This is a genomic window from Mucilaginibacter sp. R-33 (genome assembly GCF_049949235.1).
Lineage (GTDB): Bacteria > Bacteroidota > Bacteroidia > Sphingobacteriales > Sphingobacteriaceae > Mucilaginibacter.
Genome location: NZ_CP188089.1, coordinates 6,047,258 through 6,071,334 on the forward strand (window position 1 = coordinate 6,047,258; position 24,077 = coordinate 6,071,334).

The window sequence follows — 24,077 nt, forward strand, 5'->3', positions numbered from 1 at the left end:
ACGCGTATGAAAAAGAGAATTTTAGTTGTTATCCTGTGCCTGGCTTGTATAAGCGCTTATGCGCAAAAAAAGCGCACCAAGAGGCCGCCGGCGAAAAAGGCCACCACCGCCAGGCAAACAACTCAGAAACCTGTACAGGTTCAGCCGGATAATGTTACCAGCCAGCAGCCCCTTGATACTGCGAGTAAAATTGCTGCAAAACCTTTTGACAGGCCGCTTGATGGCTATTACAAAAAGAACAATATTTTAAACGCCAAGGTTACACCGTATCCTAATTTGCGTGAAAATGATGTGGCATTTGCCAAACGCGTTTGGCGCGAAATTGATGTACGCGAAAAGATGAACCAGTACCTGGCTTCACCCAAGGGCCGTTTAATTGATGTATTGCTTGATGCCATAGCCAAAGGCGAGCTTACCGCATATGACCCGACCCCGGGTAAAAAGGATGATCCCAATGGCGATGGTTTTACTACTCCTTTAACAGGTGCACAGGCCCGTGGCCGGTTAGCATCTGACAGCAGCGTGGTTGAAAAGCGCGATAAGGATAATAACGTTATATCATCTACGCTTGTTGCAGGTGAGTTTAACCCCGATAGCGTGCTTAAATTCCGCATTAAAGAAGATTGGATCTTTGATAAACAGCGCTCGGTATTTGAGCCCCGGATTATAGGTATTGCTCCTTTGGTTAAACCTAAAGGTACAGGTACACTCGACATCGATTTTCAGCCCGCTTTTTGGATTTATTTTCCTGAAGCACGCGCGGTACTTGCAACCAAAGAAGTGGTTAGCCGTAACAGTGATGCCACCGGCTTAAGCTTTGACGACGTGTTTATAAAACGCATCTTTACCAGTTATATCGTAAAAGAAAGTAACGACAAAGATGAGCGTATAAAAGATTATGCTCAGGGTATTGATAAGCTTTACGAATCAGAAAGGGTTAAAAAGTCCCTTCTTGACTGGGAGCTTAATCTTTGGCAGTACTAATACATTAAGATTAACAAGATTATAAAACAGGCGATGAATTTTCATCGCCTGTTTTGTTTTAAGATCTGTTTTATCGGGAAGGCGGCTAAGATTTTTCATCGCACCTGCTGCCGTGCTTATTTAGCCGGTAAACATTTAACAGGATAACAATTGCTTATCTCTTTTCATATGCGATTTTCACCCCACGCATGACCAATCGCTTACTCCTTTCTACCAACTCCCCCAAAATTCCGACCAACGCCTGAAATATAGTAAACAAGGGCTTTTTAGGGTTTGCCGAGTGTTTTTGAGGCTTTGTCTATTTATATCTACAGCTGGTATAACACTTTTTAGCGATCAAAATATATGTTGTTCATTTGATCATTGAAAACAACAACACAACATATTTAAAACATTAAAACCTTACGATCATGAAAACCTCAATAAAATTATCAGCCTTATTTGTATTATTAACTGCAGGTGTATTTGCTACTACAGCAGCCAAAGCCGACGAAGACAAAATCGATGTTACCCCTAAAGCCAAAGAAGTTGTAAGCTTTAAAGCCCTTGATCATGATCGCGGTCTGAAAGTGAACTTTGCAAAAACTGAAAATGGAAAGTCAGTAGTAAAAGTTTACAATAAAGAAAATGAGCTTTTATTGAAAGACATTGTGCCAAGCAAAACCGATGTAAGCAAAGGTTATGTGTTAACCGGTTTAGAAGATGGTGAATACACTATGGAGATCACTACCGACAAACAGGTAGTTAAAAAATCAATCCATGTTTATCAGGATGGCGATCAAAAATCATTTTACATCGCCCAGTAATAAAAATCACAAACATCAATATATAAAGAAGGCCTGGTTGATTGAACCAGGCCTTCTTTATTTTAGGCGTAGTAATCTGGGAGCTATCCTTGCTTAATTTCTGCTCCTGTATTAAAATACGTCAATATGGCTTTGGCCTGTTTAAGATTTACTACCTCGAGTAGCATTTCCTCGTTAGCTTCGCGAATCTTCTTTACCGATTTAAAGTATTTAAGCAGCTTTTCGGCTGTGGTTTTGCCTATGCCTTCTATCAGCTCAAGTTCTGTTACCAATGTGCCCTTATCGCGCTTTTTACGGTGGAAGGTGATCCCAAAACGGTGTGCCTCATCACGCAGGTGCTGGATCACTTTAAGTGTTTCCGATTTTTTGTCGAGATACATGGGGTACTGATCGTTAGGATAATAAAGCTCCTCCAGGCGTTTGGCAATGCCTATCACGGTTACCTTTTTATCTATACCCAATAACTTAAGGCTATGCATGGCCGATGATAACTGGCCCTTACCTCCATCAATCACGATCAGCTGCGGTAATTCTGTTCCTTCATCCAGCATGCGGCGGTAACGGCGGTGTACGGCTTCTTCCATAGTGGCAAAGTCGTTAGGGCCTTCAACGGTTTTTACGTTAAAATGCCGGTAATCTTTTTTGGAGGGCTTTCCATCCTTGAACACTACAATGGCCGATACCGGGTATTTGCCCTGGAAGTTAGAGTTATCGAAACATTCAATATGGCGTGGCAGCTGGTTCATGCGCAGATCTTTCATCATCTGCGTGAGCAACCGGTCGGTGCGGATCTCGGGGTTCAGTTTCTCGTACTGGTCAATCTTTTCCTTTTTAAAGAACTGTACATTCTTTTGCGAAAGGTCAAGCAATTTGCGTTTTTCGCCCAGTTTTGGTACGGTGAATTTGATGTTTGGATGGTCCTCGAGATCGATATCAAACGGTACGATGATTTCCTTGCTGTCGCTGCTGTAACGGCTCCTGAACTCGGATATGGCCAGCGTAAGCAATTCCTCGTCGCTTTCGTCAAGGCGTTTTTTTAGTTCGATGGTTTGCGTTTGGATAATAGTACCATTCATCACCTTCAGAAAGTTCACGAAAGCCAGTTTTTCTTCAGATGCTATACTGAACACATCCACATCAGTAATAGATGAGTTAACAACAGTGGATTTGCTTTGGTAATTTTCAAGCAGTTCGAACTTGCGTTTGAGCCGGTGCGCCAGCTCAAAATTCATTTCTATAGCAGCCGCTTCCATCTCATTTTTTAAGCGACGAAGAACTGCACCAATCTTCCCGTTCAGAATATCCTTAATTTCTTCGATGCTGTTATCATAGTCTTCTTCGGTTTGATAGTTTTGGCAGGGGCCTTTGCAATTACCCAATTGGTATTCCAAACAAACTTTAAACTTGCCCTTATCAATATTTTCGCGGGTAAGCTGCAGGTTGCAGGTACGTAGAGGATAAGTTTCCTTAATAAGCCCTAAAATGTTATGCATCATGCTTATAGATGCATACGGGCCAAGGTATTTGGAGCCGTCTTTGATTATACGGCGGGTCCAGAAGATGCGTGGGTAATTTTCGTTTTTAATGATGATCCATGGATAGGTTTTATCATCCTTAAGCATGACGTTGTAGCGAGGCTGATGCTTCTTGATCATGCTGTTTTCCAGCAGCCAGGCATCAACCTCAGTGTCAACGATAGTAAAAGTTATAGCACGGATTTTGGATACCAGTACCCGTGTTTTGGCATTGATATGGATATCCTGGTTAAAATACGAGCCAACGCGATTGCGCAAATCTTTAGCCTTACCAATATATATCAGTTCCTGCTCACTATCCCAGTACTGGTAGACTCCGGGCTTGTGAGGGATGTTTTTTAAAGCACTTTTATAATCGAATTTCTCGCTCACTGAGTTATTGGTTTTAATGAAAACGTCATTACTAATCTGAGATATGTCATTGCGGGGAGGAACGACGAAGCAATCGCATCCTATACAGGGCCGACCTGCTTAGTTCGCGATTGCCATGCTATCGCCCGCAATGACATATTTAAAATTAACAATGACGATGGGGCATTAACCCTAAACAAAAATAATTAAAATCCCAATTTCTTATCCACTTCGGTAGTTCCCTGTTGCTGCTGGTTATAGGCTCCGCAATCCAATATGATGCTAACTCCATTTGCAGGGGCATCAAAATCAACATTCTTTTTAATGCCTAAAGCTGCATTGGCATATACCTTTTTCATGTACATGGCAAATATCGGCAGGGCACTGTTGGCACCTTCGCCCAAACGGGTGCTCTGGAAGGCAATGTCACGATCTTCGCAACCTGTCCATAAGCCGGTAACCAGTTGTGGGGTTATACCTATAAACCAACCGTCGGAGTTATTTTGGGTTGTACCGGTTTTACCACCGATAGGGTTGCGTAAACCATATTTATAGGTTAATCTTGAACCGGTACCATCTTCAATTACACCTTTAAGCATATAGGTCATCACATAAGCCGTTTGCGGGTTCATGGCTTGCACCACGCGCGGAGTATGGGTATACAATACGTTGCCGTTTTTATCTTCAATGCGTAAAATATAAGTAGGCTCTGTCCACAGGCCGTGGTTGGCAAAAGCGGAGTAAGCGGCGGTCATCTCAAACACAGAAGCATCAAACGTACCCAGGCAAATTGAGGGATAAGGCGGAACATTGGTTGTAATACCCATTTTTTTGATCAGATCAACAACAGGTTCTGGTTTAACCTCGCCCATAACGTGGGCCGTAACCCAGTTTTGTGAGTGCGCCAGTGCCTGCCTTAAAGTAATAAAGCCCGGCAAAGTTTCGGATGGCGACGAGCGCGGGCACCACGGCGCGCCATAACCACGGATAGTATCAGGCACGTTATTGATTTTCATACATGGAGAGTAGCCGTTGTCGATAGCCACAGCATAAGTAAATGGTTTGGCTGTTGAACCTACCTGGCGGGTGCCATTCTTTACCTGGTCATATTTAAAATGTTCAAAGTTGGTGCCGCCAACCCATGCCTTAACATAGCCGGTTGTGGGATCCATACTCATGAGAGCATTACGCAAAAGCATTTTACAGTAGATAATACTGTCAATTGGCCTCATCATGGTATCGATATTGCCGTGCCAGGTAAACAGGTTAAGCATGGTTTTGGTCTTGAAGTTTTCTTCAATCTCCTCGTCAGATTTTTCCTGTTGCTTCAGTTGTTTGTACCTGTCAGATTTTTGCATGCCCTGGTCAAGCAAAAATTTGAAGTTGTGGATGCTTTTGTAAAGGTTACGGCCGCGCCAGTGGTCATTGAAATGTGCCTGCAAATCTTTCATATAATCACGCTGCGCATCCTCCGCATATTGTTGCATGGTGGCATCAATGGTGGTATATATTTTTAAGCCGTCGCGGTCAAGATCGTAAGGGGTGCCATCAGGGCGGTTAATATTCTGTTCTTTAAAGATCTTTTGAAGCTCTTTCTTCAATACCGAACGGAAGTATGGAGCCAGTCCGTCAAAGTGATTGTTTTGGTGAAAATCAAGGCCAAGTGGCTTGCGTTTATATTCTTCAACCTGGCCTTCGCTCAGGTAATTTTGTTCGGCCATACGGTTTAGTACCAGGTTACGCCTTTTAAGTGCATTATCCGGGTGACGGATAGGCGAATAAATGCCGGGGCCGTTAACCATGCCTATTAAGAGGGCAGCCTGATCGGGTGTTAGTTTATCAGGCGTAGTGTTAAAATAAGTGCGCGCGGCCGATTTGATACCATAAGTGTTATAAGCACCAAAGTCGACCGTGTTAAGGTACATGGTGAGGATCTCTTCTTTGGTGTAATGGCGTTCAAGCTTAACAGCTGTAACCCACTCCTGGAGTTTTTGGATGATCCGCTTAAAAGGATTGGCCGAACGTTCTGAAAAAAGGTTAAGCGCCAGCTGTTGCGTTATGGTACTGCCACCCTGCTTTTGCCCAATGAGCAAATGCGCGAAGATGGTAAAGCTTCGGCCAAAGTCAATACCTGAATGGTCATAAAAGCGTTTATCTTCGGTAGCAACCAAAGCGTTAATTACGTTTGGCGATAGTTCGCGGTAAGTAACGTTTGAGCGGTTTTGAATATAATAAGTCCCCAATACCTGTTTATCGGACGAGATGATCTCTGTAGCCTGGTTGCTCTTGGGGTTTTCCAGGTCGCGGAACGAAGGCAGCTGACCGAACACATCAAAAATAGTGAGTGTTATCATCATAACAACAAAAGCAAAAAGGCCAAGCACAATTCGCCATATGTACCAGTTGTATCTTCTTATATCTGCAGGCTGGAGTTGATTTTTCGAGTTAAACCTTGTGTTAGTGGTTCTCATTTTCTAATAAAATTTCTGATAGTAGTCAAAATAACTATCCAATATACTTTGGGTTGCTAATTTATCCAGATTTTCTTTGGTAATGATAAAAATGCTGTATTTATCCTTTGGAACCTTCATAATATCGGGTAGCAGAGGTACAATGGTACGTGCATAATCTTTAGCATCGGCAAGGCTGTAAAAACGGCCAACGTATATCAGCTGGTTATTTTCGCCAACGCTTTTAACGTGGTGGATTACTTCGCTGCGGGTGTATCGTGTACGGTTAAACTGCCCTACTCCAAAACGTGTAGAAGCCAGATTAGTTGTACCACTGGATACATTTATCACAAAGTAATAGTTGCTGCTATCGCGCTTGCTGAATATGTAGTTTACCGCAGGTGCATTGTTAAGGGCGACCGGTTGAACAGTAGCCACAGTATCTTTTTGTTTTGGTGCCGGCTGCGTGGCTATATCCCTTGAAGTATCCGGCATTTGATGCTGCGGTAAAGGGATCTGGCCTACGGCAAGTTGTTTTGGTTGTTGAATTGCAGCCTGCTGAATTTGTGGTGCCGATGTTTTAGCCCCTGCTATTATATGCGTATCCCGTTCGGGCAGGCGCTCCTGGGGAGTTACATTTTGTGCCGATGGGGTATATGGCGGACGGTATTCTGTTTGTTTTTGATATGCTACCGGTGGGGTAAAGGGGATCTCGTTAGGATCATCATTAAATAATACCACCGGACGCGCAGCTATTTCGACCTTGTTCGAATCGATATAGGCCAGGTGTTGGTTTACCAGTGGGGCGATGAGCTTATCCTGCGGATATGTTGCAGCGATTAACTGCAGATCGGCCTGAAATGGGGGCAACTTTTCCATATGCCCGGCAGCAATAGCTTTCAGATAGTATAACTGCGCTGCATACCGGTTGTCAGGATATTTGTTAAGCAAATCATTTGCTTTCTCAATCACTTTTGCGTATTGCTTTTGAGCATACTGATCGTACACTTCGTTATAAAAGCCGTTAAATACAGCATCTACATCTGCCAGCTTGCGTGCATAATCCGGATCAAGAATTACTTTAGCAAATACACTTTCCGAATACTCTTTAAGCAGCCTGTTCTTGTAATCGTTTGATTTTGTCGCATCGATATCGGCATAAAGTCTGTAAAGGTTATAATAGATAGAAGGTTTATCGCTGCTTTGAGGAAAGCGGCTAAGCAAAGTTTCGTAAGTGGCAATGGCTTCCTTTTTATCTTCCAATACATCACGATAAAAATTGGCCATTTCAAAATAAGCGTTGTAGATCTTGAAATTGGATTGCTGCAAAAGGGCAGGGGTGAGAGGCAGGTTTTTAACCAAGTCCTGCCTGAAAGTACCGGCCGATACATTTGTGCTATTGTACGCTAAGCTACCAACCGGAGCATCCGGATCATTAACCTGTGAGCCAATGCCGGTATTGGCTGTAGGAATACCAGTATTTGAACGCCTGCTGCGACGCCAGTTATCCTCCAGCTTACGGTTGCCCCATAAACGCTTAAAGTCGTTATAGCCCTGGCTTACGGCGCTGTTGTTGTAAAAGTAAAATGTACTACCGCTGTTTTTATTGGAGGAAGGTGAATTACTGTTTCTGTCTAAGGTATTTGGCATAGTGCCGTTATTGACATTGGCAGCGGCACCGGTGGCTTCCAAAGCGGCTTGTTGCTGCTGGCGTGTTTTGCGGGCTACCATTTCATCTATATGGGTATCACGGGCTTTCTCATCCAAAGCGGTAAGCATTTGCAGGGTATCTTCGCGCGAGATGGTTTCAAGCAGGCGGGTAAGGATCTGCAGGTTATCGGCCTTTTTGCGGATGAGCTGATAACCGGGATAATTTGTCGACAGGTTATTGAGCGTACTGTCATAATAAAGCCTGGCATTTACGTAATCGGCCTTGTTTTTAAAGTTGATATCGGCAATACGTAAATACGAAAGGCCTTTTTGGTTTTGATTTTTGGTGCTTACCCGTACTGATTTCTTATAACTTTTCAGGGCGTTGTCGATTTCGCCGGCTTTGAACTGTTGTTCACCAATCTGGTAATAGATCTGGTCGTAAAAATCGGTATTGTCTTCATTCTTAAGCAGGGCACGTAGCAGATCGATCTTACTGGCTTTAACACCGTTTTGATTGTCGCGGATGCGGATCCTGTTAAGGTTAGCATTAAATGCCATTTCAAAACTGGCGTTGCTTTTAACTATGCGGGTATAGCTTTCATAGGCATCGGCCGGCTTGAGGTTGAGTTCCTGTAATTGGCCCAGGATAAATATCCAGCGGAGTTTGAGATTGCTAACATAACTGTATTTAATGGCCAGTTTAGCCATCTCTTCGGCTTCGGCATAGTTTTGGGTTAAGATATCATATTGCAGCTTGGTGGCGTAAACATCGGCAGTAACATTTTTTTTAGGGTTGATATCCTGTATGGCCGAATCAATTACCAGTTTAGCTAAAGGTAACTGGTTAAGGTACATAAGCCCGCGGGCCTTCCATACCAAAGCCTCCTGCTTTAGATTGGTTTGTTTGCCAAATGAACGGGTTACATAATTACAATACTCAACAGCATCAAAATAATTAGCCTCCAGGTAGCGGGATTTGCCCAGTACCAGGTAAGCATCACCTAAATAATGGCTTTGCTCCTTAATACTGATGATCTTGTTTGCTTTTACGATAGCTTCTTCCAGGTCCTTATCAGGCGTACCTGTTTGTGCGGTAGTATCGGGATATACATTTAATAGTTCACTATAGGCATCGGGAAAGGATGCAGCGTAGCTTTCCTGCTTGAGCCTTAAAATTTCATTAGCATTAAATAATATGTTGTAGTGGGCAGTGAGGTTTTGCATGGTGCGGTTAAAGCCGCTTTGTTTTTCAAGCGAACAACCGGCCGCTATCAGGATAACTGCAAACAGAAAAAAAAAGTAGGTGTTTGATTTATAGGATGATGATAATCGCCTCAATGCTATATGGTAGTTAAAAAAGCATTGCTAAAATACTAAAGATTATGCAATAGGTTTAATAAATTTGCGCATGCCCGAAAATGAACAAAATAACGAAGATGAGGTAGGTAAACCTTTAAGCGCTTATGCCAAATACAGTAGTATCGGTTTTCAGATGGTGGTTGTTATCGGCATTTTTACCTTTGCCGGCTATAAAATTGATGAGGCCGGTAAGCACGATGTAAAATGGGCTACCGCTGTACTGGCCCTTATCGGGGTATTTATTGCTTTGTTCATCGTTATCAGATCTGTTAAAAATTGAAATTGCTTACCACCGTTTTATCATTCCTGCTATTTGCTGTTATCATAGCTGTGCCGCCATTTTTGTTAAGCAGATCAGCTCATGCTTCCTGGCTTGACCCTCACTTTTGGGTGATATTTGGTTTTGTAACCGGGCTCACATTTATTACCACTATTTCGATACTGATAGTAACCAAAATCAACAAGGAAATATATGCTCAAACCTTCCTTGGTGCTACCATGATCAAGCTTTTGACCTGTATGTTTTTTTGCCTGTTTTTTTTACTTAAAATCAAAGTAAACGAGGTGATATTTATTGCCAATTTTTTTTACGTATATTTCTTCAACCTCGTCTTTGAAATTTACGGCTTATTATGTACCTTGCGCAACCAAAAATTAAAGTAAAAAACTCTCTGCTAATGGATTTTAGGCCTGTTTTGAACTCAAAAAAAATCACCTTAGGTATCCTTTTAAGCGTTTTTTCGCTGTTTGTAACGGTAAAAGTACAGGCTGTACAAGAAAAAAACACTACTGAAGCTGCTGCTGAAAGCGGCGAAAAAGAAAAGTTTGACGCCAACGCTACCATCCTTGAACACATTGCCGATTCGCATTATTTCCACATTGGTGGAAAGATTGCTGTGCCACTTCCGGTGCTTCTTTATACCGATGGCGGACTGGAGTTTTTCATGGCTTCAAAATTTGGTCATGAAGGCGAAGAAGTATATCAGGGAAAGTATCATACTTATGCTTTGGTTAAAGACAAAGTAAAAGCTGTTGTTGCAGATGGTAAAACCGTTGACGAAAGCGCTAAAGTGTTCGACTTGTCGATCACCCGTAATGTTTGCTCGATGTGGTTATCGGTAGTTTTGCTGTTGCTCATCTTCTTTACCGTGGCCGGATCATACAAAAAACGTGTAGGTAAAGCGCCAAAAGGTTTGCAGTCATTATTGGAACCGCTTATTCTTTTCATTCGTGATGAGGTTGCGTTGCCTAATATCGGTTACAAGTATGCTAAGTTTATGCCGCTGCTGTTAACCGTGTTCTTCTTTATCCTGATCAATAACCTGATAGGTATGGTGCCTTTTTTTCCGGGAGGTTCAAACCTTACAGGTAATATCGCGGTAACTATGGTGCTTGCAGTTATCACTCTTATAGTGGTTAACTTTAACGGTAACAAGTACTATTGGAAACACATATTTGCTCCTGATGTTCCGTTCTGGCTGTACCCAATCATGTGGGTAGTGGAGCTTGCCGGTATCATTTCGAAGCCTTTTGCGTTAATGGTGCGTTTGTTTGCTAACATTATGGCAGGCCACGTTATTGTTATTGCGCTGATTTCATTGATCTTCATCTTCGGTACAGTAGCTGTAGCGCCGGTGTCGATCGCCTTCGCGTTGTTTATCGACGTGTTAGAATTGCTGGTTGCTTTCCTGCAGGCTTTCATCTTTACAATGCTTACTGCATTGTTTATTGGCAGCGCTGTTGAGGAGCATCATCATTAATAATTTGTAATTAATAATAACACTATATTCATTTAAATTTAAAAACAATGGTTGGAAGTATTGCTGCATTAGGTGCAGGTTTAGCAGTTATCGGTGCAGGTATTGGTATCGGTCAAATCGGTGGTAAAGCGATGGAAGGTATCTCTCGTCAGCCGGAAGCTGCTTCAAAAATTCAAACTGCCATGATCATCGCTGCCGCACTTGTTGAAGGTGTTGCTCTTTTCGGTGTGATTGTTGCACTTTTGGGTAACAAATAATTTTACCCTTAAAAAATAAAAACCGGGCCGTGTAACGGTTGGTTACACACCGGTTTTTACTTGAATGAATAGTATTAATTAGAACTATAGTATAACGTTATCATATAAAATAAATGGAGTTAGTATTACCTGATTGGGGTTTGGTTATCTGGACAACGATCACATTTGTATTTTTGCTTATTTTATTAAGGGCTTTTGCCTGGAAACCGATCATGGCAGCCATTGGCGAGCGTGAACGTTCAATTGAAGATGCTTTATTAAAAGCAGAAGCTGCCAAAGAGGAAATGAGCCGTTTAACCAATGAAAACGAATCGTTGATTAAACAAGCCCGTGCCGAGCGTGATCTGATCTTGTCTGAAGCGCGCAAAGCGAAAGAGCAGATAGTATCTGACGCTAAAGAGCTTGCACATAAAGAAGGTGCACGTATGATTGAGCTTGCCCGCGTTGAAATTAACAACCAAAAAGCAATTGCTTTGGCCGATGTGAAAAACCAGGTAGCTACCTTATCTTTAGAAATTGCTGAGAAGATCCTTCGCAAGCAATTTGAAGATCAGCAGCAACAAGACGAATTGGTTAGCCAGTTATTGAAAGAAGTGAAGTTATAAAATTTCGGATTTGGGACGTGGGATTTCGGATTTATTCCCCTACTCGCTGACCAATTAAAAACCGAAATTCAAATTGAAAATTCCGAAATCGAAAATTCGAAATCCGAAATAAAAAAACATGTCAGAAATCACGGTAGCAACCAGGTACGCCAAATCGATCATTGATCTTGCACAGGAACAAGGAATTGTTGCAGAGGTCAAAGCCGATATGGACCTTTTCTTAAAAACCCTGAAGGGCAGCCCCGAACTGGTAGCAGTATTGGCTAATCCTATTATATCTCATTCAAAAAAGATCAAGATTCTTGACGAGATATTTTTAAATAAAGTTAGCAAAACTACTATCGCTTTCTTTAAGCTGATGGTTAACAAAGGCCGCGGCGAAGTATTATATTTTACCGCCGGCGAGTACATTAACCTGTACAATGTTAAAAACCATATCACCAAAGCTAAGGTAACATCAGCTACTGCGCTTTCTGAAGCTAATAAGAAAACATTGGTTGCCGAATTGCAACAATCAGTTGGCGGTACAGTAGTGCTGGAAACTAAAGTTGACCCGGCTTTGATAGGCGGTTTTGTGTTAACTATAGGTGACAGGCAGGTTGATACCAGTATTGCCGCAAGCCTGAGGAAAATGAAAAAAGAATTTGCTGTAAAGGCATAATAAGTAAGTATTAAAAGTAAAACTCTAAATAAATTTTAAACAATGGTAGAGGTAAGACCAGACGAAGTATCAGCAATTTTGCGTCAGCAGTTGGCCGGCTTCAAGTCAGAATCTGAATTAGAAGAAGTGGGTACTGTACTCCAGGTGGGTGACGGTATCGCACGCGTTTATGGATTAACTAAAGTACAGTCGGGCGAGTTGGTTGAATTTGGCACTGGATTGCAAGGCATCGTACTTAACCTTGAAGAAGATAACGTAGGTGTGGTATTGTTAGGCAAATCTGATGATATCAAGGAAGGTGATACCGTTAAACGTACCAACAGGATCGCGTCAATTAACGTAGGCGAAGGCATGCTTGGCCGTGTTGTTGATACCTTGGGTGCCCCTATTGATGGTAAAGGCCCAATCACCGGCGAAACTTACGAAATGCCGCTTGAGCGTAAAGCGCCTGGTGTAATCTATCGTCAGCCCGTAACCGAGCCATTACAAACTGGTATCAAAGCTATCGACGCGATGATCCCTATCGGCCGTGGCCAGCGTGAGTTGGTTATCGGTGACCGTCAAACCGGTAAAACTGCGGTTTGTATCGATACCATCATCAATCAAAAAGAATTTTATGATGCAGGTAAACCTGTAATCTGTATATATGTAGCCTGCGGACAAAAAGCATCAACTGTTGCTAACATCGTTCGTACGCTTGAAGAGAACGGCGCTATGCCATACTCTATCGTAGTTGCCGCTAACGCCTCAGACTCTGCTACCATGCAGTTCTTTGCTCCGTTTGCTGGTGCTGCTATCGGCGAGTACTTCCGTGATACAGGCCGTCCGGCTTTGATCATCTATGATGACTTGTCAAAACAAGCCGTTGCTTACCGTGAGGTTTCATTGTTGTTACGTCGTCCACCGGGCCGTGAGGCTTACCCAGGTGACGTATTTTACCTGCACAGCCGTTTATTAGAGCGTGCCGCTAAAATCAACTCAAATGATTCTATCGCACAGCAAATGAATGACCTTCCTGAGTCTATCAAAGGCATCGTTAAAGGTGGTGGTTCATTAACAGCTCTTCCAATCATTGAAACACAAGCTGGTGACGTATCTGCATACATCCCAACTAACGTAATTTCGATTACTGACGGTCAGATCTTCCTTGAGTCAAACTTGTTTAACGCAGGTGTTCGTCCGGCTATCAACGTAGGTATCTCTGTATCACGTGTAGGTGGTAACGCGCAGATCAAATCAATGAAAAAAGTTGCCGGTACTTTGAAACTTGACCAGGCCCAGTTCCGTGAGCTTGAGGCATTCTCAAAATTCGGTTCCGACCTTGACGCTTCAACCAAAAACGTGTTAGATAAAGGTATCCGTAACGTAGAGATCCTGAAACAAGGTCAATACTCACCGGTAACTGTAGAGAAACAGGTTGCTATCATTTACCTGGGTACTAAAAACTTAATGCGTAACGTACCGGTAAATAAAGTAAGGGAGTTCGAAACCGAATTTACCGATCAGTTAGAAGTTCGTCACCCTGAAGTTTTAGCAGCCCTTAAAGCAGGTAAATTTGACGACCAGCTTACCGGCGTACTAGAAACAGTAGCTAAAGAACTGTCAGCAAGGTATTAATCTTTTGATGTGCAGATATGCTGATGTGCAAATGTGCAGATTAGCATATCTCTTCAAAATGATTTTAATTAAATAATTTGGTGCGGTGCGCAATTTGCACATCTGCACATTTAAAATTTGCACATCGTAAAGAATGGCTAATTTAAAAGAAGTAAGAAACAGGATCAAATCTGTATCATCAACCCAGCAGATCACCAAGGCTATGAAAATGGTTTCGGCTGCTAAGTTGAAACGTGCTACCAACGCTATTATTCAGCTGCGCCCTTACGCAAGTAAGTTGAAGGACCTGTTGGCTAACTTATCTGCAAGTTTGGAGGATAATACTTCTCCATATTTACAGGAGCGCGAGCCGGTACGTGTATTGGTAGTTGTGGTATCATCAAACCGTGGTTTGGCCGGTGCTTTCAATACTAACGTTATTAAAACTGCCAATAACCTTATAGCCGAAAAATATCCTAAGCAACTTGCCGCCGGTAACGTATCTATTGTTGCTATCGGTAAAAAAGCACAGGAGTTTTATCAAAGGCGTAAGTACAACGTAATTGGTAACAACAACGATCTGTACTCGGACCTTAACTTCGAGAACGCTTCAAAAATTACCGAAGCTATCATGCAGGGCTTTGTTAACGGCGATTACGACCGTGTGGAGTTGGTGTATAACCACTTCCGTAATGCTGCTGTACAGTATCTGATCACTGAACAGTTATTGCCTGTGCCAAAAGCCGAAAAGAAAGAGGAAGTAAAAGCAGCTAACGTTGATTACATCCTTGAGCCGTCACAACAGGAAATAGTTGAGCAATTGATCCCTAAAAATATCAAGATCCAACTTTACCGCGCTGTATTGGATTCAAACGCATCTGAACATGGTGCCCGTATGACTGCGATGGACAAAGCAACCGAAAATGCCGGCGAGCTTTTGAAATCATTGAAACTTTCATACAACCAGGCCCGTCAGGCAGCCATCACTACCGAGCTTACCGAGATCGTGAGTGGCGCGGCAGCCCTTTCAGGCGGTAACTAAGTTTAAGAGTACTTTTATACAGAAAAGGCTTTCCAGAAGGAGAGCCTTTTTGTTTTCTGGGGAATAAACACTAAAGTTGTAGTACTAATGAAGAGGTTAAATCTGAAGCCTGTTGTTTTATACTCGAGTATGTGTGTTTATGTAATTTCATTAACACAGCACTGTTATTGTACAACAGAGTCGTGCGGTGATTCGATTATGGCCTTGATTATGGGGCCTTTGGGTCTGATTTTTGGAGGAGCAGGTTTTAGCTGGTTAGCAAATCCTTTTTTAATCATCGCATGGTTTTCTTTTAAAGATAGATACCTGCGTACAATTGTTGTCAGTTCGATATCAGTTGCTTTTATGGTTTCTCTCCTGGTTTTTAAAGAGATAATTTCAGATGAAGCAGGCAATTATTCAGCGATAGTTAATTACAAATTGGGATATTGGCTCTGGGTGCTAAGTGGAGGAATAATGTTGGTTGGTAGTATGTTGGTCTTCTTCCGTTCAAAACTTAGTGTCAATATAACTTCCACCAAAACATAACTATGAAAATTATATTAACAAACTGGATTAACCTTTTGGGCATTTTTGGAAGCGTATTTCTGTTTGCGGTTGTCTTGACTTTAACTAAGGTCAATTTAGCTTATAATATTTTTACGGCGATAACTGTTGCACTGTTTTCAATTATTGCTTACGGGATGATGTTTTGGGCCTTTTTAATTATCGCATTAGTTGTGTTGGACTTGATGTTAATAATCCCTAACAGGAAAGATCTTAAAATAAAACTGATAATAGAATGGCTGATCATTAGTAGCCCATTTGTTTATTGGACGTTTAAATACAATGAATGGATATTTGCAGTTGGCATAGTGTCTTTCCTTATAACACAATTACTGCGGGGAAAACATATAAAAATGAGGCTTTAATAGCTTCAATTGCCGCAAGCTTCCCGGCTTGCGGCCCCATATGCAAGATATAAACCATTCTGTTTATCAGATATATCTCCTAAAATCTATCAGCGAAATCACCATAATCATAACAAAAATCAACGGTCAGGGTTACCTCTTGCCACTCTCCGGTATCAATGTATACCAAAGAAAATTAAACAGTTATGAAAACAAAGTTATTCCTGGCGTTTCTGGCGGGTGTATTGCTGCTGGGCGCTTGTAAGGGCTCAAATTATGAAGCCATCCGCGATGACAAAGCTTCTTCATCGAGCGCGGATACGGTGGCTAAGATGACCGACACATCAAAGGTGGATATCCCGACAACCAAACTGGTAAAAACTGCCGACATGCGTTTTAAAGTAAAAAGTGTTCAGCAAACGGGCGATGCCATAGCGGCGCTTACCGCCCGCGACGGTGGTATGGTAATGCACCATCAAATGCAGGCGAATGTGGAAAGTTCACAGGACATTCGTGTAAGTGATGATTCTATTAAGCGCGTGTCTGCCTTGAGTACGAGCGCCGACATGACGGTTAAGGTGCCATCCGAAAAGCTGGAGGGTTACATGACCGAGGTAGCTCATATGGGTATGTACGTAACCTTACGCAGAATGGATATTGAAGACCGTACACTCGATTATCTCTCCGAAAAATTAAAACTCAAAAATCGGCAGGACATGGTTAATCAGCAAAAGAAAGGCAAAGTTGTAATCAAAAATCCGGTAAATGTGATGTTGTTGAAGGATGACATGGTTGATCAGCAAATTGGCAATATGCGTACTGACGACGCGGTTAAATATAGCGTATTATCCCTCAGCTTTTACCAAAGCAATATCATTAATCAGGAAATGATAGCCAATGACGATCCTTCTGCCTATCAGTTGCCATTTTTTAACAGGCTGATGATAGCTTTGAGCAATGGCTGGCACTTGTTTGTTGAATTGCTGTTAGGCCTGGCAAACATTTGGGTATTTATAGTGCTGTCGGCAGTTTTATGGGGGCTGTACCGCTATTATAGGCGTAAACACCCTGCATGGTTTGCCAGCGGCATAAAATCATAAAAACTTTGTCGCTTTTTCGGTAAACATTTCTATTTTTGCGCAAACATTAAAAATCGGTACCATGGAATCAATGGAAAATGCTAACGCAGAAGGTCACTACAAATTATTAACTGTAGCTATAATTATCGGTATAGTAGGTGTTTACCTGCGTTTTGCCGGCGATGCCAATTCAGGCTTCATGTACACTTCCATCTCGAATGTTATCATGATCATTGGTATCCTGATTGCTTTGAAATGCGTTTTCACAATCATGAAGTAAATTCCCAATAAGGAAAATGATATAAAAAAAGCGCCTTCATTTGAAGACGCTTTTTTTGTGCCTTTTATTTGGGGTGATATCCCGATTCGTTCAGGAGTTTTTGGGCATCCTTATCGGCCATCAGCTCAGGTAGCGTCACATCAGGGTGCTTATCCATATATTTCCTTACTATCTGCCAGCCCGTCCACACAGCAAGTTTCGGTGCCGATTCATTCTTTTCGCCAAGTCCGGGGGTGAAGGGAGCTTCTGTAAGATACTTCTGAATTTTTTGGTAATCGGTTTCGTATAGCAGGTTCTGTTCTAAAAAGTATCCCCATATTTTGCTTTCAAACTCATTGCACCATTTTAATTGTTCGGTGGTGTAACGAATTTTGGTGCTATCGGCCATATCAGGCAATACCTTGTCCATAAAATACATGATCTTGCCGTTGTAGATCATTTTATTGAGGAGCGCTTTGTCATTGTCATCTTCCGGGAACATATCCTCACGCGCCATGCCTTCAACTACCCGCGGGGTAATATTATCAGGCGTAAACCACCTGGAAAGGTAATGCGGAAAAGCATTGGTCAGCGAAGGATAAAAACGTGAATCCGCACCCAAAAACAAATCTATCCCGATGCCGAAATAGCCATCGCCAATGGTAGTTTGTGCCTGGAAACCGGAAATATAAGCATATACCCGCGGGAGCGGTTTTTGAGGGTAATAATATTTAATGTATTTAAAGGCTTCGGTAAGGCTGGCATTTTGCTTGTCCATATCAGGGAACGCGGCGTCGGCATCATGTTTCAGGTCGTTATAGGCTTTGCCCGCAAACACCTGATGCAGGGCTTTAAAATAGATTGTATCCTTAGTACTGCCAACCTGTAAAATGCGTTCAATAAAATCGGGGTAAAAGCTGCCATACTGTTTTTGCAGGTATGCAGCTTGCTGCGCCATGGGCTTGTTGCGCATAGCATCAAAATCGTGGTCAAACCGTTCAATTTTAACATTAACGTTGATATTGCTTACATCAATTTTTTTGTTGCGGGTACAGCTGCTTAATATCAGGCCGATGGAAAAAATTAAGTAAATTTGCTTTGCTATATACCGGGTAGGGTTCATCTTTATCCTTTAAGGCAAAAGTAAATTTATTTGCATTAATGTTGCTACTATTGTTAAGTCAATAGTCGGTAGCCCTAAGTTGAAAGTCGCATTTTTTGACTTTGGACTAAAGACTTGCGGCTTAAGATTAAATATACATATACTATGAAAATTGCGTTAGCACAGCTCAACTATCACGTAGGTAATTTTGAATCGAACACCAATAAGATCATCGATCATATCATAAAAGCAAAAAATCACGGCGCCGACCTGGTTGTATTTGCCGAACTATGTGTTTGCGGCTATCCTTCACGCGATTTTTTGGAGTTTGATGAATTTATAGGCTTGTGCGATGAAGCTGCCAAAAAGATAGCCGAAGTATGTGTTGACATAGCCTGTATCATAGGCCTGCCAACTCCTAATCATAAAACAGAGGGTAAAGACCTGAGCAATTCGGCATATTTTATTGAGAATGGTCAGGTGAAAGCCGTAGTAAATAAAGCGCTATTGCCTAATTACGATGTATTTGACGAATACCGCTATTTTGAGCCTTCAACCGAGTTTAATTGCATTGAATTTAAAGGCAAGCATATCGCGCTTACCATTTGCGAGGATCTGTGGAATACCATCGAAAACCCGCTATACGTTACCCGACCGATGGATACCCTCATTCATCAAAACCCGCATGTGATGATCAACATCGCTGCATCGCCTTTTGCCTATAACCATGATGAAGAACGTATAGAGATATTGAGTGATAATGCCAGTCGCTACAAATTGCCGTTGTTGTACGTTAATCATGTTGGTGCCCAAACGGAACTGATATTTGACGGAGGTTCGTTGGTGTTTGATAATACAGGTAAGCTGATTGATGAGATGCCTTATTTTGAGGAAAGCATGGCTTATTATACGTTAAACGAAGATAACACGCTCAGCTTTGATCATCCAACAACGATTAAAACCGAGCGTCCGGGCGATATTGAGCAGATCTATCAGGCCGTTATACTTGGCATCCGTGATTATTTTTATAAATCGGGCTTTAAACAAGCAATTTTAGGTTTGTCTGGCGGTATTGATTCGGCAGTGGTATGTGCATTGGCTGCTGAAGCCCTCGGTCCGCAGAATGTGATGGCTGTGTTGCTGCCTTCACGCTTTTCAACGGACCATTCATTGAAAGATGCTCAGGATTTGGTTGATAACCTTGGTTGCAAGCACGAAATAGTGCCCATTAAAAACATTACAGAAGCGTTTGAAACAGCGTTAAATCCGCAGTTCGATGGCTTGCCTTTTAATATCGCGGAGGAAAATATCCAATCGCGCAGCAGGGCTGTTTTATTAATGGCGATGTGCAATAAGTTCGGGTATATTTTGCTGAACACCAGTAACAAGAGCGAGGCCGCTGTAGGCTATGGCACTTTATATGGCGATATGTGCGGCGGTATCTCTGTTATTGGCGATGTTTACAAAACCCAGGTGTTTGAGCTTGCCCGATACATTAATCGCGATAAGGAGATCATACCGATCAATTCCATCGTTAAACCGCCATCGGCCGAGTTAAGGCCAGATCAAAAAGATACCGATTCGCTGCCCGAATATGATGTGCTTGACAAGATTCTGGCCGAGTATATCGAAAATCGCTGCTCATCGGCCGAGATCATCAGGATGGGATATGACGAGGCAACCGTTCGCCGGGTTATCAAACTTACTAATTCGGCCGAGCATAAGCGTTATCAAACACCACCTATTTTAAGGGTATCACCAAAAGCATTTGGTATGGGCCGCAGGATGCCTATTGTGGGTAAATACCTGTCGTAACAGCTAAAATTTCACTCTTTAATTGTCAAGTTTACGAATATTGTAAAGCGTTGGTTGTTTTGTTTTAGTTGAGGTTGATTTTTCTTAAAATTGCCTATCTTTCAAACCAATGATCAAACTTTGCACAATTATTTCTTTTTGCTTTTTGCTGTTGTTTGCAGTAAGCGACGCTATGGCCCAACAGCCTTTGATCAGCGAAAAGAACAGGCTTCAGCTTAACGATATTTCACAGCAATCGCTCACAAACTATAAAGCATCTCACGACAAGGCAGTGTCATTAGCGTCCACGCATGGATGGACATTATCCCGCCGTACAAAAAACGGCAACCTGGTTACCTTACAGGGAGTTAATAAATTAGGCTTCCCTATATATCTTATTACGCATAACAATACAACCGCGGCAGCCACCACAGGTACTAATACCCTGCAGCCCGGCGGTTCGTTGGGCTTAAATTTATCCGGCTCATCAGACTTTTTAACCAATAAACTGGCCATATGGGATGGCGGCGCGGTTTACAAAGCCCACCAGGAATTTGCAGGCAAAACCATCACACTAAAAACAACCGAACCGGTAAATGACCATTCATCACACGTGGCAGGTACCATGATTGCCAAAGGTATTTATGCACCGGCTAAGGGCATGTCGTTTGGAGCAACTACGCTTCAGTCATACGATTTTAACAATGATGAAACCACCATGAGTGCCGCTGCTGCCAATCTTCTACTTTCCAATCACTCATACGGGGTAGTAACGGGATGGGATTATAATGATTCGGCCGGCCGCTGGGAATGGAATGGTTTACCAGGCGACACGGTAGATTATAACTTTGGCTTCTACGACTCAAAAACAGCCAACTGGGATAAGATAGCTTATACTGCCCCATATTACCTCATTGTTGAATCGGCAGGTAACGAGCGCACAAGTAACGGCCCCGCGGTAGGCGAAACCTACTATGGTTACAAAAGTAAAACCGATCAAACTTTTGTGAACAAAGGCGCCCGCCCTGCCGGGATCAGCAATAATGATAGTTATGATATTATCAGTACCAGCGGCAATGCCAAAAACATACTTACTGTAGGTGCAGTTTACCCGCTGTTGTATGGGCCAAAAAACCGGAGCGATGTAGCCATCGCACCTTTTAGCAGCTGGGGGCCAACGGATGATGGCCGTATCAAACCCGATATTGTAGGCGATGGTGTTAACGTACTTTCGGTGGGGGTTGATAACACTACCTCATATACCACTTTATCAGGCACCTCAATGGCTGCCCCTAATGTTACGGGCTCGCTTTATTTGCTGCAGGAATACTATGCTAAACAAAATGGAGGAACATTTATGCGGTCGGCCACATTGAAAGGGCTGGTTTGCCATACGGCCTTTGATGCCGGTAATGTGGGGCCTGATTATATTTATGGCTGGGGATTGCTTAACATGACCGAGGCCGCACAAGCTATAACTAATAATGGCAGTAAAAGCATAGTAAGTGAAAAAACACTTGCGCAAGGACAAACACAAACTTATAACGTAATAGCATCCGGTAACCGCCTACTGGCTGCAACCATATCTTGGACCGATCCGCAAGGTACGCCAACTACTGAGGGTGTGATCAACAGCCGAACTCCTAAATTGGTGAATGACCTTGATATCAGGGTGAGCGACGGCACAACAACTTTTACCCCCTGGGTGCTTGACCCTAATAAGCCCGGATTTGCTGCGACAAACGGTGATAACATCAGAGATAACATTGAACAGGTTTATATCCCTAATTCGGTTCCCGGCAGGGCTTATACTATTACAGTATCACATAAAGGAAGCTTATCATCCGGGTCGCAGGCATACTCGCTTATTGTTACCGGGGTTGGGGGAACTGCTTACTGTGCTTCGGCTCCGCTTTCAAATGCCGACTCAAAGGTTGATAATTTAAAACTCGCTAATATTGATAATACCGCGACTGCAGGTTGCACAGGCTATTCGGACTATACCAACCTTACCGTACAGCTTGAGCAGGCTAAAACGTACCCCTTGAGCATCACCCTTGGCACTTGCGGTAACAATTTTAATAAAGCTGCAAAAGTGTTTATAGACTGGAATGCTAACGGCGTGTTTGAAGATAATGAACTTGCAGCAACAACCGGTATCATTAATGGAACAGGTACTTATAATACCAACATTGCCGTGCCGGGAACAGTAACTGCCGGGGCTTATAGTTTGATGCGGGTTGTGCTTACAGAGATCGGCGATGCATCAACCATTAAAGCATGCGGTAGTTATGCCAAAGGCGAAACCCGGGACTACCGGGTGCAATTTCTGCAAACCAGTATCGATGCAGGCATTATTTCCATTGTTAGCCCTGGCAGCAGCGGTTCGTGCTCGGCGAGCACGCCTGTTACGGTGAGGCTTAAAAATTTTGGCAACGCAGCTATAAACAATATCCCGGTAACAGTTACCATTACCAATGCCAATAATGTTACAACTACTTACAGCGAGATCTATAAGGCATCATTGCCCGCATTGGCCGAGGATAACTTTACCTTTAGCCAGGAGTTTAATGCGGTTGCAGGGGCATCCTACACTATTACCGCTACCAGTAAACTTACCGGCGATCCGGTTAGCAGCAATAACTCGGTTACGGCCAATATCGTCATTAATTCGCCGGCAACTATTGGCGATCTGAGTGCTTATTATTGCTCCACTACCAATCAATACGAGTTATTTGGCACTGGTGATGGTACTGTACTATGGTATCAGAATGCAACTGATGAATTGCCGATAGCGGCAGGCAGCGAAGCGTTAATAACCCAGGCGCCGGTTAATAACACTTACTATGCAGGCGTTAATGATTTTAGCGGGACAATTGGTCCTGCTACTAAAAGTGTATTTACGGCTGGGGGGTATAACCAATTTACCCCTTATGTAACTGTAAGCACTAAGGTGCCGGTATTAATTAAAAGCGCGCGTCTTTACATTGGCAATTCGGGTAAAATAACATTTAATGTATCCAACGCTAACGGGCAAATTGTATCGTCGGTTACTATAAATGCTGTTGCAACCCGTACCACCCCTCTGGCAGGCGCACAGCCCGATGATCCTAACGATCAGGGACAGGTGTATGATTTAAACCTATCGTTGCCAGGCGCCGGCAATTACCAGATTTCGGTTGATTTTGCTGATCAGGCTACAATATATCGTAGCAACGGAGGGGTAACAGGTTATCCGTTTAAGATTGGTAATATATTTAGCATTACCGGTAACAGCGCCACTGCAACCAATGGCGATACAACTGCCTACAAAGGTTACTACTATTATTTTTACGATATGAAGGTGCAAAGCCTGGGCTGTGCATCGGCCGCGCGTAAAGCGGTAACGTTGAGCAAGCCGCTTATCACCCAAACCAATAACACCCTTAACTCAAACTTTACCGATGGTAACCAGTGGTTGTTAAATGGCAATGTAATAAGCGGGGCTACCGCCGCAACTTATAACCCTGTACAAAGTGGAAAATACCAGGTGCAGGTTACACTGGCCAATGGCTGCGTAGCGCAATCAGATAATTATGTTTACGCACGCGAAGGCAGGACCGGAAATAAAAATGAAATTGGGTTGAGCGTGTTCCCGGTACCGGTAAGTACCGACTTAAACGTAGTATTTGCGGCCAAAGAAGCCACCACCATGAAATTATCCCTCATTAACGCTTTAGGTGAAGCCGTTTACCAGGGCGGGCAGCAAAATATTGATCAGGGTAATTACAGCACTATTTTGAATGTAAGCAGGCAAACGCCGGGAGTATATGTGCTGAGGGTATTGCTTGGACAGAAGGTCTATTCGCAAAAAGTTATCATCACCCGTTAGGCAGGTGATGATAGCTCTTTTTA

Annotated in this window: 20 protein-coding genes; 16 read left to right on the forward strand and 4 right to left on the reverse strand. The window is 42.8% G+C overall.

Translation table 11 applies throughout. The annotated features are described in order from the left end of the window. The first annotated feature begins 6 nt into the window (after positions 1-6). Both gldN and ACP26M_RS25120 read left to right on the forward strand, forming a co-directional pair. On the forward strand, positions 7-984 hold the full coding sequence (gene gldN, locus ACP26M_RS25115; protein WP_426584279.1) for a gliding motility protein GldN: 978 nt from the start codon (positions 7-9) through the stop codon (positions 982-984). A 410-nt stretch (positions 985-1,394) separates the two neighbouring features. Continuing rightward, on the forward strand, positions 1,395-1,790 hold the full coding sequence (locus tag ACP26M_RS25120) for a hypothetical protein (RefSeq protein ID WP_112653237.1): 396 nt from the start codon (positions 1,395-1,397) through the stop codon (positions 1,788-1,790). Positions 1,791-1,873: 83 nt separating this feature from the next. Here the strand turns inward: ACP26M_RS25120 and uvrC are convergent, their stop codons facing one another. From uvrC to ACP26M_RS25135, 3 genes are all read right to left on the reverse strand, one after another. Further along, the gene (gene uvrC, locus ACP26M_RS25125; RefSeq protein ID WP_426584281.1) at positions 1,874-3,697 is read right to left on the reverse strand and encodes an excinuclease ABC subunit UvrC; all 1,824 of its coding nucleotides are present in this window, start codon (positions 3,695-3,697) and stop codon (positions 1,874-1,876) included. A 185-nt stretch (positions 3,698-3,882) separates the two neighbouring features. Continuing rightward, positions 3,883-6,147, reverse strand: a complete 2,265-nt coding sequence (locus ACP26M_RS25130) for a transglycosylase domain-containing protein (RefSeq protein WP_426584283.1) — start codon at positions 6,145-6,147, stop codon at positions 3,883-3,885. A 3-nt stretch (positions 6,148-6,150) separates the two neighbouring features. After that, complete coding sequence (locus tag ACP26M_RS25135; protein ID WP_426584285.1) at positions 6,151-9,117, reverse strand: tetratricopeptide repeat protein; 2,967 nt, start codon at positions 9,115-9,117, stop codon at positions 6,151-6,153. Positions 9,118-9,187: 70 nt separating this feature from the next. Between ACP26M_RS25135 and ACP26M_RS25140 the strand changes: the two genes are divergently transcribed. From ACP26M_RS25140 to ACP26M_RS25195, 12 genes are all read left to right on the forward strand, one after another. Beyond that, the gene (locus tag ACP26M_RS25140) at positions 9,188-9,418 is read left to right on the forward strand and encodes an AtpZ/AtpI family protein (protein ID WP_426584287.1); all 231 of its coding nucleotides are present in this window, start codon (positions 9,188-9,190) and stop codon (positions 9,416-9,418) included. Then, on the forward strand, positions 9,415-9,801 hold the full coding sequence (locus ACP26M_RS25145) for a hypothetical protein (RefSeq protein ID WP_426584289.1): 387 nt from the start codon (positions 9,415-9,417) through the stop codon (positions 9,799-9,801). The genes ACP26M_RS25140 and ACP26M_RS25145 overlap by 4 nt, the downstream gene beginning before the upstream one ends. A 32-nt stretch (positions 9,802-9,833) precedes the next feature. After that, positions 9,834-10,898 carry a F0F1 ATP synthase subunit A gene (gene atpB / locus ACP26M_RS25150; protein ID WP_426584291.1) on the forward strand — a complete coding sequence of 355 codons (1,065 nt, stop codon included), beginning with the start codon at positions 9,834-9,836 and terminating at the stop codon, positions 10,896-10,898. Between the two features lie 47 nt (positions 10,899-10,945). After that, a complete protein-coding gene (atpE, locus tag ACP26M_RS25155) occupies positions 10,946-11,155 on the forward strand; it encodes an ATP synthase F0 subunit C (protein WP_110585792.1) in 210 nt (69 codons plus the stop codon). A 113-nt stretch (positions 11,156-11,268) separates the two neighbouring features. Next, the gene (gene atpF / locus ACP26M_RS25160) at positions 11,269-11,760 is read left to right on the forward strand and encodes a F0F1 ATP synthase subunit B (protein WP_426584293.1); all 492 of its coding nucleotides are present in this window, start codon (positions 11,269-11,271) and stop codon (positions 11,758-11,760) included. A gap of 118 nt (positions 11,761-11,878) precedes the next feature. After that, the gene (gene atpH / locus ACP26M_RS25165) at positions 11,879-12,421 is read left to right on the forward strand and encodes an ATP synthase F1 subunit delta (RefSeq protein ID WP_090530328.1); all 543 of its coding nucleotides are present in this window, start codon (positions 11,879-11,881) and stop codon (positions 12,419-12,421) included. Positions 12,422-12,463: 42 nt separating this feature from the next. Next, positions 12,464-14,038, forward strand: a complete 1,575-nt coding sequence (atpA, locus tag ACP26M_RS25170) for a F0F1 ATP synthase subunit alpha (protein WP_090530323.1) — start codon at positions 12,464-12,466, stop codon at positions 14,036-14,038. 133 nt (positions 14,039-14,171) lie between these two features. Next, the gene (gene atpG / locus ACP26M_RS25175) at positions 14,172-15,059 is read left to right on the forward strand and encodes an ATP synthase F1 subunit gamma (protein ID WP_090530320.1); all 888 of its coding nucleotides are present in this window, start codon (positions 14,172-14,174) and stop codon (positions 15,057-15,059) included. An 87-nt stretch (positions 15,060-15,146) separates the two neighbouring features. Beyond that, a complete protein-coding gene (locus tag ACP26M_RS25180) occupies positions 15,147-15,587 on the forward strand; it encodes a hypothetical protein (protein ID WP_426584296.1) in 441 nt (146 codons plus the stop codon). Positions 15,588-15,589: 2 nt separating this feature from the next. Continuing rightward, complete coding sequence (locus tag ACP26M_RS25185; protein ID WP_426584298.1) at positions 15,590-15,970, forward strand: hypothetical protein; 381 nt, start codon at positions 15,590-15,592, stop codon at positions 15,968-15,970. Between the two features lie 185 nt (positions 15,971-16,155). Next, positions 16,156-17,049 (forward strand): DUF4349 domain-containing protein, encoded by an 894-nt coding sequence (locus ACP26M_RS25190; protein ID WP_426584300.1) that lies wholly within the window; start codon positions 16,156-16,158, stop codon positions 17,047-17,049. Between the two features lie 61 nt (positions 17,050-17,110). Continuing rightward, positions 17,111-17,308: a hypothetical protein gene (locus ACP26M_RS25195; protein WP_426584302.1), complete on the forward strand. Its 198-nt coding sequence runs from the start codon at positions 17,111-17,113 to the stop codon at positions 17,306-17,308. A 64-nt stretch (positions 17,309-17,372) separates the two neighbouring features. Here ACP26M_RS25195 and gldB read toward each other — a convergent pair whose 3' ends face one another. Then, a complete protein-coding gene (gene gldB, locus ACP26M_RS25200; RefSeq protein WP_426584304.1) occupies positions 17,373-18,410 on the reverse strand; it encodes a gliding motility lipoprotein GldB in 1,038 nt (345 codons plus the stop codon). A 144-nt stretch (positions 18,411-18,554) separates the two neighbouring features. Between gldB and ACP26M_RS25205 the strand changes: the two genes are divergently transcribed. Further along, on the forward strand, positions 18,555-20,204 hold the full coding sequence (locus tag ACP26M_RS25205) for an NAD+ synthase (protein ID WP_426584306.1): 1,650 nt from the start codon (positions 18,555-18,557) through the stop codon (positions 20,202-20,204). 109 nt (positions 20,205-20,313) lie between these two features. Further along, positions 20,314-24,054, forward strand: a complete 3,741-nt coding sequence (locus ACP26M_RS25210; RefSeq protein WP_426584308.1) for a S8 family serine peptidase — start codon at positions 20,314-20,316, stop codon at positions 24,052-24,054. Positions 24,055-24,077 lie beyond the last annotated feature (23 nt).